The organism is Pseudoalteromonas sp. P1-16-1b (genome assembly GCF_001401785.1).
Taxonomy (GTDB): Bacteria; Pseudomonadota; Gammaproteobacteria; order Enterobacterales; family Alteromonadaceae; genus Pseudoalteromonas; species Pseudoalteromonas undina.
In genome coordinates this window covers 1-10,804 of sequence record NZ_LKGQ01000041.1, presented here as the reverse complement: position 1 = coordinate 10,804, position 10,804 = coordinate 1, and the positions used below count along the sequence as shown (strand labels likewise).

Annotated in this window: 10 protein-coding genes and 1 tRNA gene; 6 read left to right on the top strand and 5 right to left on the bottom strand. The window is 40.7% G+C overall.

The features are described from left to right. The first annotated feature begins 6 nt into the window (after positions 1-6). The 4 genes from AN392_RS17950 (at position 7) to AN392_RS17935 (ending at position 4,801) form a co-directional block, all read left to right on the top strand. Positions 7-83 (top strand) — tRNA-Arg (locus AN392_RS17950). Positions 84-472: 389 nt separating this feature from the next. Further along, on the top strand, positions 473-1,648 hold the full coding sequence (locus AN392_RS17945) for an exo-beta-N-acetylmuramidase NamZ domain-containing protein (RefSeq protein WP_055013464.1): 1,176 nt from the start codon (positions 473-475) through the stop codon (positions 1,646-1,648). 10 nt (positions 1,649-1,658) lie between these two features. After that, a complete protein-coding gene (gene pbp4b, locus AN392_RS17940; protein ID WP_082424822.1) occupies positions 1,659-3,317 on the top strand; it encodes a penicillin binding protein PBP4B in 1,659 nt (552 codons plus the stop codon). 107 nt (positions 3,318-3,424) lie between these two features. Continuing rightward, on the top strand, positions 3,425-4,801 hold the full coding sequence (locus AN392_RS17935) for a Na+/H+ antiporter NhaC family protein (protein ID WP_021033151.1): 1,377 nt from the start codon (positions 3,425-3,427) through the stop codon (positions 4,799-4,801). Between the two features lie 245 nt (positions 4,802-5,046). Here the strand turns inward: AN392_RS17935 and AN392_RS17930 are convergent, their stop codons facing one another. From AN392_RS17930 to AN392_RS17915, 4 genes are all read right to left on the bottom strand, one after another. After that, positions 5,047-5,925: a hypothetical protein gene (locus tag AN392_RS17930; protein ID WP_055013463.1), complete on the bottom strand. Its 879-nt coding sequence runs from the start codon at positions 5,923-5,925 to the stop codon at positions 5,047-5,049. 81 nt (positions 5,926-6,006) lie between these two features. Beyond that, positions 6,007-6,618 (bottom strand): hypothetical protein, encoded by a 612-nt coding sequence (locus AN392_RS17925; RefSeq protein ID WP_055013462.1) that lies wholly within the window; start codon positions 6,616-6,618, stop codon positions 6,007-6,009. Further along, on the bottom strand, positions 6,605-7,195 hold the full coding sequence (locus tag AN392_RS17920) for a sigma-70 family RNA polymerase sigma factor (protein WP_055013461.1): 591 nt from the start codon (positions 7,193-7,195) through the stop codon (positions 6,605-6,607). Before AN392_RS17920 ends, AN392_RS17925 begins: the two co-directional genes overlap by 14 nt. A gap of 14 nt (positions 7,196-7,209) precedes the next feature. Then, a complete protein-coding gene (locus AN392_RS17915) occupies positions 7,210-7,842 on the bottom strand; it encodes an energy transducer TonB (protein WP_055013460.1) in 633 nt (210 codons plus the stop codon). 211 nt (positions 7,843-8,053) lie between these two features. Here AN392_RS17915 and AN392_RS18755 point away from each other — a divergent pair, with 211 nt between their 5' ends. Then, positions 8,054-8,221 carry a hypothetical protein gene (locus AN392_RS18755; RefSeq protein WP_235575607.1) on the top strand — a complete coding sequence of 56 codons (168 nt, stop codon included), beginning with the start codon at positions 8,054-8,056 and terminating at the stop codon, positions 8,219-8,221. Between the two features lie 80 nt (positions 8,222-8,301). After that, positions 8,302-9,012 (top strand): hypothetical protein, encoded by a 711-nt coding sequence (locus AN392_RS17910; protein WP_010387555.1) that lies wholly within the window; start codon positions 8,302-8,304, stop codon positions 9,010-9,012. 93 nt (positions 9,013-9,105) lie between these two features. Here AN392_RS17910 and AN392_RS17905 read toward each other — a convergent pair whose 3' ends face one another. Next, the gene (locus tag AN392_RS17905; protein WP_055013459.1) at positions 9,106-10,431 is read right to left on the bottom strand and encodes an MFS transporter; all 1,326 of its coding nucleotides are present in this window, start codon (positions 10,429-10,431) and stop codon (positions 9,106-9,108) included. Positions 10,432-10,804: the final 373 nt, after the last annotated feature.

The window sequence follows — 10,804 nt, the reverse complement described above, 5'->3', positions numbered from 1 at the left end:
GAAAGTGGGCGCATAGCTCAGCTGGATAGAGTACCTGGCTACGAACCAGGCGGTCGGAGGTTCGAATCCTCCTGCGCCCACCACTTTCATACATAAGCCGACATTAAGTCGGTTTTTTTGTGCCTGAAATTTGAGAAAGCTTTCAGATATTAGTTAAACCCAATTATGCACACCGCTAAATTTTGTATCCAGTCACTTCTCTAAAAGCGCAGCGCCTCTTAACCTCTTTGTGAATAACGCTCTTAAAAATTTAAATGCACAAAGAGAAATGAAAGAGGTGTAAATGAGAAGTTCACAATCTAAACGCCTGCAAGCTACATTCTACAAATAATATTATCGTCAATTTTCAATGTGGACGTAGTGCTTACTTACGTTAGAAACACAGTTTCTCATTGCTAAAACCTAAAACCTAAGCTGCTCTTTAAACTCGGCTGTGTTATTTTGAACGTCTTGTTTAAAAGGATCTTGCTGTATGTTTAAAACCGTATTTTTTATATTCTTATTTATTTTAAGCGCACTTTTTACTGTTACCGCACACGCAAATGAGGCTAAACATGCAATCGCCGTTGGTGCAGAGCAATTTGCTTTGTACTTACCGCAATTAAAAAATAAACGTGTAGGGCTGGTGGTTAATCAAACTTCTGTCGTGGGGCAAACGCATTTAGTTGATAGCTTGCTGGCTAAAAACATCAACATCACTAAAATTTTTGCACCTGAGCATGGCTTTCGAGGCGATCATGATGCGGGAGCACATGTTAAAAACGCCGTTGATAGCAAAACCGGTATTCCACTGATTTCTATTTACGGTAAAAACAAAAAACCAAGCGCCAAGGTGCTTAGCGATGTTGATATCATTATTTTTGATATTCAAGATGTGGGCGTACGTTTTTATACTTACATTAGCTCTATGCATTACATGATGGAGGCTGCGGCTGAACAAGGTGTTGAATTTATAGTACTTGATAGGCCAAATCCTAATATTAGCCACATTGATGGGCCAATTTTAGAACCGCAGTTTAAATCGTTTGTGGGTATGCACCCAATCCCTGTATTACACGGTATGACGGTAGGCGAGCTGGCTAAAATGATCAAAGGCGAGGGCTGGATCAATCAAGCGGCTAATTTACAACTGAGCGTGATCAGTGTTGCTCATTACACCCGCACCAGTCGTTATAGCTTGCCGGTAAAACCAAGCCCTAATTTACCCAACGATCAATCAATAGCGCTGTATCCGTCGTTGTGCTTTTTTGAAGCAACCCCTGTTAGCATAGGTAGAGGAACTGACTTTGCATTTCAGGTTATTGGTTATTCACCAGTAGCACTTGGGGACTTTAGCTTTACCCCGCGTTCAATAAAAGGCGCAGCGCTTAATCCTAAATTTAAAGACCAAATGGTGAAAGGGATTGATTTACGCCATAGTAATATCACAGGCTTAAACTTAAATTATTTAATTAATGCTTACCAGCAGCTTACACAGGCTAAGCAGGTGTTTTTTGAACGTGCTGATTTTATGGATAAACTCGCAGGAACTGATCAGCTCAGACTTGCCATAGAAGCGGGGCGAACAGCTGAGGAAATTAAGCAAAGTTGGCAAGCGGGGCTTGAGCAATTTAAACAGCAAAGAGCGCCTTATTTGCTCTACCAATAAAGGAATGAGTGTGTATTTAAATTTTTCCGTGTTAGCAAAGCGTACTTTTTTTAACGCGCTGACAATTGCGCTTTGCTTTATTATTACCGGTTGCAGTGGCGCAAGCAGTGCAATTAAATCTCAGCGCCCGTTTATTCCTAATCAAATACAAAGCCTCGCTCATGCTCAGGTGATTGCCACCTTTCCTGAGTCCAACCCCAGCAGCAGAGAATATGTAAATAATCGTGGCACCTTTAAAGCGTATAAAGGGCGCGGAAAATTATTACTACAAAATGAAAGTGCCTTAAGTGCCGATATTTATATTAATAATAAAAAGTTAGCGCTTGATACCCTGCAAAAAAATACTGAGTATGCCTTTAATTTAGGGCAGTACACTCACAACGGAGTTAACACTTTTAAGGTTGATAACATTCAACCTGCTGACGGCAGTTTAACGCTGCGATTTGCCTTTGCTACTCTAAATAGCTCAGTGGCTAAAACCATTGATTTTAGTGCGGTAGATAAGCTAATAGAAAAAGATGTAAGTGCGGGCTTTCCTGGTGCGGTATTAGCGGTAATTAAAGCGGGTAAGATATTAAAATTAACCGCTTATGGTGATGCCAAGCAATATCAGCAAAATGACTTAATGTTGTTACGCCCAGAGCCCATGCAAACAAATACACTCTTTGATTTAGCCTCAAACACAAAAATATTTGCTACTAACTTTGCGTTAATGAAACTAGTAAGCGAAGGGCAATTAAACATAAATAACAGAGTGAGTGATTACCTAACAGAATACCAAGGCGATGGACGAGAGCTGCGCCAAGTTAAAGACTTACTCACTCATAAAGCCGGTTACCCACCGGTGTTTGATTTTCATCGAAAAGACACCCGCTATGGCGAAGCTTTTTTTTCACAAGCCAGCGACACCACTAAACAATTACTACTTACCAGCGTACCACTAGCCAGTGAGCCAAGCGCTCAGCATGTTTACTCTGATATTGATTACATGATTTTAGGAGTTTTAATTGAGCGTATTAGCGGCCAACCGCTCGACGAATACCTAGAGCAGCATATTTACGCGCCTTTAAAGCTTAACAACACTTTATTTAACCCGCTTAAAAAAGGCTTTAATCGTCAGCAGTTTGCCGCCACGGAGCTAAGTGGAAATACCCGCGATGGGCGTATTCATTTTGATAATATTCGCACCAATGTGCTACAGGGGCAAGTGCATGACGAGCGTGCTTTTTACTCACTTGATGGTGTTGCAGGCCATGCCGGACTATTTAGTAACGCCCCCGATTTAGCTGTGCTGTGCCAAGTGCTGCTTAACAAAGGTGGTTATGGCGATACGCAAATTTTTAATGCCAGTAGCTTGGCGCAGTTTTTAACCCCACAAAGTACCGATGAAACCTACGGCTTAGGTTTTCGTCTTGCAGGAAATAATCAAGCGCGGCGCTGGCACTTTGGCCCGTATGCCAGCCCACAAGCTTATGGACACACAGGTTGGACTGGCACAGTAACTGTGATTGATCCCGCTTACGATTTAGCCATCATCTTACTTACCAATGCACGCCATTCACCAATTAAAGGTAGTGAAAAACGTTATCAGTTTGTAGGTAAAAACTATGAAACAGCTCAATACGGTTCTATTGTTTCATTAATATATGAGGCGCTGTTAAATCAGTAAACTCAGTGAGTGACTTAATGGTGTAAATCTATTAAGTTAACTGCTTACTATTAACTAACCAAGGCTGTTAAAGCCGCGTTTATTATAAAAATTAAAAAGGTTTGTTTATGCATTGGTATTCTATTTTGCCACCGCTGATTGCCATTATTATTGTGTTTTGGCGCAAAGAAGTCATTATGGCGCTGCTTGTTGCGGTAATTTCATCGGAATTTTTACTCGCATTACAAGGTGAAGGAAATAGCGTATTTACTACGTTTTTAAATAGCATTGAGCGCATAGTTGCTGTGGCCAGTTCTCCCGGTAATACCCGTATACTCATCTTTAGTATTTTAATAGGCGCCTTACTTGCCTATATTCGCGAATCGGGCGGTGTTGCTGCTACTGTTAATTTGCTGATGAACAAAGGCGTTGCTAAAAGTAAGCGTCAAGTGGGCTTTTTAACTATGTTTACCGGCGTTGCGGTATTTATAGAGTCAAACTTAAGTGTGCTTACCTCGGGTATTTTATCTCGTGGCCTGTTCGACAAATTTAAAATGAGCCGCGCGCGTTTAGCTTATATAATCGATAGCACCAGCGCCCCTGTGTGTATTTTAATATTACTAAACGGCTGGGGTGCATTTGTACTTGGCTTGCTAGGTAATTACGAATTAGGTGAGTCGGCCGTGTCGGTGCTGTGGGGCAGTGTAGGCTATAACTTTTACGCCATAATCACCCTGGTTATTGTTTTTTATACCATTGCGTTCGATAAAGTACACGGGCCAATGAAAGTAGCCGAGCAAAAGTTAGAGCTACAAACAACCGAACTAAAAGAAGAAGTAAAAGGCTCTAAAGCGCGCTTTATGTTGGTGCCATTACTTACACTGATTGTGAGCATGGTCGGTTTTATGTTTTACACTGGTAACGGCGTACTTGCCGAGGGCAGTGGTTCAAAATCGGTATTGTATGCCACGGTGTTGGCTATTGTTGTGGCCTATTGTTTAATGATTAGTTCGCGCCAGTTTACCCACCACCAATTAGTCGATACTGGCTTTAAAGGCATGGGCGAATTACTCCCGCTGGTAAGTATTGTATTGCTCTCGCTCACCTTGGGCGCAAGCTTAAAAGAGCTAGGTACAGGGGTGTTTGTGGCATCTTTGGTTGGCGATTACTTACCAATATATTTAATAGTGCCAGTGCTGTTTTTAACCGGTGCGGTTATGTCGTTTACTACAGGTACATCTTGGGGCACATTTGCCATACTTATCCCCATTGGCGTACCGCTTATTCAAGCGCTTGGTTTACCGCCATCGCTGGTGGTAGGCGCTATTTTAGGCGGCGGCATATTTGGCGATCATTGTTCCCCTATATCCGACACCAGCGCAGTATCAGCCATCGCCTCAGGCTGTGACTTACTCACCCACGTTAAAACCCAATTACCCTATGCATTAGTAGGCGGCGGCCTAACGTTTGTAGCTTACTTAGTAACGAGCTTAATTGTGTTATAAACACATTTCAGAGCAAGACAGTTCCAAACATTCAAAAGCCTGCTTAATCGCAGGCTTTTTTGTTTACACGTAGGTTGGGTTGAGTGACACGAAACCCAACGGAACGCCAATTTATTTCACAGCTTTATAGCCGAGTATATACACTGTTTTGTAGGCGCTTAGCTTGCTAGCGCGTTGGTGGGCTATTATTAGTTCTGGAGCTATAAGCCTGCTGAGTAGCAGGCTTATTCATGTATATTAAGTTTTTAAATAGCTACACCTTGATCTTCCATATTTTTTCTTGTTTCTTCAGAGAGCCAGCCTAATAGTTCTTTACTTTCGATTTGAAAGGAAACTAAATAAGCAATCTCTATGAAGACTGCTTTCATGCCTATATGAAGTTTTCCTTTTTCATATAGGTGTAGGTGAGAAGATATTTCTAATACAAATAACCATGTGAAGATTGATAACTCAGGATAGAGTATCACTCGTAAAATCTTTTTATATTCTTCGGACTTAACAGAGCTAAGAAGTAAGCCGAGAGCAATGATTTTATCCTTATAGATAAAAAAGTTCTTATCAAAAATAAGAGATTTATAATTATTTGGATGTGAGTAATCATTACTTATATTTTTAGAACCCACTGATAGAAAATATTCTTCAAAAAAATTGCTATGTGTGTATTGATCCGAATTTCCATTATTATTTATTGTTAACGAAGTGAAGTCTAAGTCGTCTCTTTCTCCAACAGATTTAATTACATAGTTGTAATTGTTTTCAATGAGTATTAATTGCTTTTTATTTAACTCTTTTATTTGAAAAATAACAGAAGTTAAGGTCTCTTTAGTGACTGTAAAGTTTTGAATGTTCAGTTGATCTTGTAAAGCTTCACGAGTTTCTTTGAGCTCTTTTCTATTATCTTTCCAGATATTTAATAGAAGTATGAGAGATATTACAGCGATACACGTACTTGTTAGGTTATAAAACACACTAGATGTATTTGTCCAGGTTTGAATATTTTTTGGTGCACCGATACCAAATACACTGACAAAAAAAATGAAAATAAGTATTAAAAACAACAAAAGTGCACTAGACCACTTTTGTATGGTGGTAAGTTCTAGATCAACTTTTTTTATTGGTTTCATAGCTTTCCTTAGCGAGATTTTCTTTTATTAAAATATTGTGTCTTAAGAATAACTAGAATATCGTTAAGCATATAGTAATTATTAAGCCCTACACTGCTTCGCTCCAACCCCCGCATGCTTCAGCGCAATAATCTGCCCTTTGCCGTTATGTGCCATAGCAAGCATGTCACCCGTATTTATATTACTTTCAACTGCATGCTTTCCTTTTAAATCACTGAGCAGTGACTGCTTAATATGTACCAGTACCTCGTCATTGCAGCTGGCTATGTACCAGTCGTTGTCGACCTTTACGAGCGTGCCGTATTCTATGTGGTGTTGTTGATGGCGGCGTAAGTCGTTTGCTAGCTGGGTGTCGAGTGCGCGTTTTTGTTGCGTTATAGTGCTTGCGTAGTTACCTGTTTGATCTATTTCATGCGTTGTTATAAACGAGTAGTCGTGTATATCTATGGTGTTTAATACGGTTTTAGGGGCAGTATTTACCACGTTGTTACTGTCGAGCACTATAAAAGCCAGTAAGCCCAGTGCGCAGGTAAGGCTTGTGAGTTGCAGGGCAAAGCCAAGCTTTTTAGGTTGTTTTTGGATTACGCTATGTTTTAACGCCTGTTGCTGAGCATGCGAAAGTCTGGTGCGTGCTTTACGCTCGTTATAATGTTGTGTGAGCTTTTCATCAAACTGCTCATCAGGCTTGTTCATTATAATCTCCTAATAATTGTTTTAGGTTTTGTTTGGCGTAGCGTAGCCTTGTTTTTATGGTTTGGGCGTTGCTTTGCGTTATAAGCTCTATGTCGGCAAGGCTAAAGCCTTCTTGTTGTAAGGTGATGGCTTCGCGCTGCACAAAGCTAAGTTGCTTGAGCGCAGTGCTAAATGCTTCATAACTTATGTGTGTGTCGCCTATGTGTGAGTCACTACTTGTTAATTCACTTTGATTGTTATTTTGTGCAAGCCGTTGGCTGTTTTCGTCAAGCTCGACAAAGTGTTGCTGTTTGCGGTATTCGTCTATTAGGGTGTTACGTGCGAGTCGAAATAACCAGGCTTTAGGCGTGGTTTGTGCTTGGTAAAGGTGGCGCTTTTCAATAACCTTTAGCCATGTTTGTTGGCTTACGTCGTATGCTAAATGTGTATTAGACTGGGTAACTAGGTAGTGATATAAATCGTTACTGTATAAGGCAATAAGCTGCTCTAAGTGGCGGTTGTCGCCACTTTTTGCATACCGCGCCATGCAGTCTTTGCTTGGCGCTTCAAATAACCATGACTTAATACTCAATAGCATAGGCGCTTATTCCTTTACTGCGAACTGTCTAATTTAAAATCAAGCTGTACGGTTTGACCTGTTTGCAATTGTGCCACACCTTCAATTACTTTTGGACGATATTTCCAGCGCTTAATTGCGCGAAGCGCTTCGCGATCAAATATGCGTTTTGGCTCGGCATTTACTACTGTGGCATCAATCACTTCACCTGTGGGTGAAATATTAAAGCTAAGTTGCACCCAGCCTTCTATGCCATCACGTGCTGCGCTAGTTGGGTATTTAGGATTTATACGCACAATGGGTGAAGCATCTCCCGTGGGGCGGGTAAATGTTTGCTTAATATCGTTACCAAATCCGTCAATTACTATGGGTGGTGCTGTGCTTATTGCTGTTATTGGCTCATTGCTAGGTGTTACACGTGGTGGTGCTTTAGGCGGCACTTTAGGTGTGGGTGGTGGCGGTATTCTTTTAATATGCGTGGTTTGTTTATCTTCTGGTGCTTGAAAAATCTCAACAGTGATATCATCACCCAATTTTATAGGTGCTCTTTGTTCGCCACTAATTAAGTATTGCATAAAGGCAAATGCGATGAAGGTCATCACAGCACCGCCAATAACAGCTGTTGATGTTTTGAACATGGGGTTTTTAGGAAATTCAAGTGTGTGCATAAGCCGCTCCAAATTAACTTATTATGTTGTTTCAGAGCTATAACGGTTGGCAAATAGAAAAGGGGTTAAAAAGTTTTAAAGTTTAATTGTTTTTATCTAGACATGGTAAAACCTCTTTCGGAAACGACTTTAATATTTATGCTGAATTTACCTTTGCTGAACCTGAAAACTGCGGGAACTTGCCGCTACCTATCCAATAATAGCTAAAAAGTTGAGTTTGTTTATTACCGCGTATACGCAGTTTTCGGCTAAATATCAGCAAGACTTTGAAGATTATTTTGCGAGAACAGGTTTGAGTGATGTTGCTGTACAGCCTGATAATTTTGAAATGACTATCCATTTAGATTTAAGCGATCTTAAGCCACAGATAAGCCAATGAGGTTTTTCTTTTTGAGCTGTTATCTCTGCTTAGCATTATGCTAGAATCGGGCTTATCATATAATAAATAAGGATATTTTTGTGGATATTATCATTGGTCAAAATGTGCTGAAGAAAAAAGCGCAACTAACTCAACTTTCTGAGCGCGCTATTGGGCGGGCTTTCAAAGAGCAAGCCGCTTTGGCAATCCAAATGACACAGTGCAGTGCTGCGGTTTATCGCCGCTTACAACGCACCTATAAATCTACTGTAACACCTAGGGATCAAAAGCGTGTTAAAGCCGGTGGCTTAACGACACAGTCCGTTGTTTTTTCTACCAGTAATAATAGTCAAAAATCTTTTAATAGCTTACTTCCTGCTATGCGTGGAGGAGCTTCAGCACCTGGTAGTGTTGCAAAAACATCTAACGATGTTGCTATTGCTTCAAATCAGCCCCAAGCAATCAACTTATTAGCCTTATTACACCCAGTGATAAACGAAGATATTATGAAAACAGGTAATAGTGTTGAGAAAGCAGCAACTATTTTAGGCCTTGTTACTACAACTGTTGGTTTTGCTGTTCCTGGTGGCAGTGTTGCTTCTTCAATTGTGAGCTGGGTGGGTAGTGGTGCTACTTATTCAGGGTTTACTATGTCGAGAATTCGCCCTGACGCCCCTGATCGTGCATATCACCAACTAACAAACTACATTACTTGCTTGGCTGCATGGAATAAAAAGGCGTGTGAGTTAATTGATATTGCAGATCCAAATGGGAAGTGGACTTTTCGAGATATTGAAACAGGGTTTGCTTAAAAGCTAAAACAATTAAGGGAGTATAATTACTCCCTTAATTGATGTTTGCTTAGCGTGTTTTGAAAGCATTAAAAGCATTAAAAGCAGTATAAGTTAATTTTTCACGTCATCTTCGTGAAGATCTTTAAACAGCTCCCCTTGGGGATGCTCAAAAAATTCATCTTCTTCTTCATCTACAACCAGCATTTGATCTTGCGCGGTGGTTTCTTCAATGCGCGGATCCATCGTAGCGGCCAGTGGCGAGTTTGTAACATCGGATGTACCGACCACATAATCACTGGGTTCTGGCTGTTCAACTTTTTGTTTAGAGTTAATAAAGGTTAGTAGTAAGTACATAGCCACGGTTAATAGCGAAATTGACGCATACAATGCTTGGTGACCAAAGTAGGTCATCAGCTGTGCGTTAACTGTTGAGCCTATTGCTGCACCGGCGCCAAAAGCGACTAATAATGCAGATGATACGCCTACGCGCTCTTCGTCCTCAACCCGCGAATTAGCTAGCGCAGAACAAAGCGGATATAAAGTAAACGCAAATAAACCAAAGATAAAAGTGAGTATGTAAGCTGTTAGTTGTGAAGTAGGCAATAAAAACAATGCCAAACTTACAACACCGATAGCTGCTGCATTAGTTCGAATTAATACGCTACGACGAACGCGATCAGAGAGCATCCCCATTGGCCACTGGGCTAGCAAACCAGCAAAAATAGTCACCGACATAAAAATAGCAATTTCTGCGGCGCCAAAGCCAGATAGCTTAGCAAATATAGGCGCTAGGCCATAAAAACTACCATTGATAATGCCTGCAAAGTGCACCGCAGTAAGCGACTGTGGCACTTTTTTAGCGTAATCAAACAGGCTCATTTTTATCGGCTTTAACGGTTTAGGGTGAATTCTGCGAGTGATAGAAATTGGAATAATACCGATAGCCAACGCCATGCATACTAAAAATAGCGGTGCATACCCTAGCTCAGGAAATTGTGCGAGCGCTAGTTGGCCTAAAATCATCCCTAAGTAAGAGGTGATCATATAAAAAGAGAAGACTCGCCCGCGAGACTCAGGCGCTGATTGTTCGTTTAGCCAGCTTTCTAGCACCATGTAATTACACATCATCCCTAAGCCAACAAAAAGTCTAAGGCCTAACCATATATATAGATTGTCGCTTACTCCGTGTGCGGCCACACAGGCAGTAACCGCCGCAGTACTTGCTGCAAAGGTTCTGATGTGACCCACCGATTTAATTAAATGATAGCCAAGTTTTGAACCCAGTAATAAGCCAAGGTAATAACACGAGGTCATTAGGCCTATCCAAAACGTAGACGTGCCTTGTTTACCTAAGTAAAGGGCTAAATAGGTTGTAAGTAAGCCGGTACCAATAATTAAAAATAAATTGGCAAAATACAGTGATGGAAATGATTTCATTAAGATGCAAATTATGAGCTAAGACAACTAGATACTAGAGCAAGCATGAAGGTTTTCCAAGCTGTAAAAAATGTGCTCTGTAATAATGAACACTCAGTATAAGAATATAGAGCGGTCGATAAATTATTTATTGATAAAAATAGCTTTGGATAAAATAGCGATCTAAAAAATCGGACGGTTAAGTGCAATGCTAGAATAGCGAGTGTATTGCGGGTATTATGCATAAGGATAATTTTCAGCATTACTTACTCTTTAGAGAGGAAGTTAGGGTCTGTTGACCTTTTAAGGTTAAATTTGCAGCAGTCTGTTTGGTATTTAGGCAAGGCAGCGCCTATGTGGTGTGGTTATTCCCCATAAATAGGCGATAACGCAG

Bases quoted from the DNA above. Each gene is read 5' to 3' on its own strand.
- AN392_RS17945 (WP_055013464.1), top strand. From the start codon at position 473: ATGTTTAAAACCGTATTTTTTATATTCTTATTTATTTTAAGCGCACTT.
- AN392_RS17935 (WP_021033151.1), top strand. From the start codon at position 3,425: ATGCATTGGTATTCTATTTTGCCACCGCTGATTGCCATTATTATTGTG.
- AN392_RS17930 (WP_055013463.1), bottom strand. From the start codon at position 5,925: ATGAAACCAATAAAAAAAGTTGATCTAGAACTTACCACCATACAAAAG.
- AN392_RS17925 (WP_055013462.1), bottom strand. From the start codon at position 6,618: ATGAACAAGCCTGATGAGCAGTTTGATGAAAAGCTCACACAACATTAT.
- AN392_RS17920 (WP_055013461.1), bottom strand. From the start codon at position 7,195: ATGCTATTGAGTATTAAGTCATGGTTATTTGAAGCGCCAAGCAAAGAC.
- AN392_RS17915 (WP_055013460.1), bottom strand. From the start codon at position 7,842: ATGCACACACTTGAATTTCCTAAAAACCCCATGTTCAAAACATCAACA.
- AN392_RS17905 (WP_055013459.1), bottom strand. From the start codon at position 10,431: ATGAAATCATTTCCATCACTGTATTTTGCCAATTTATTTTTAATTATT.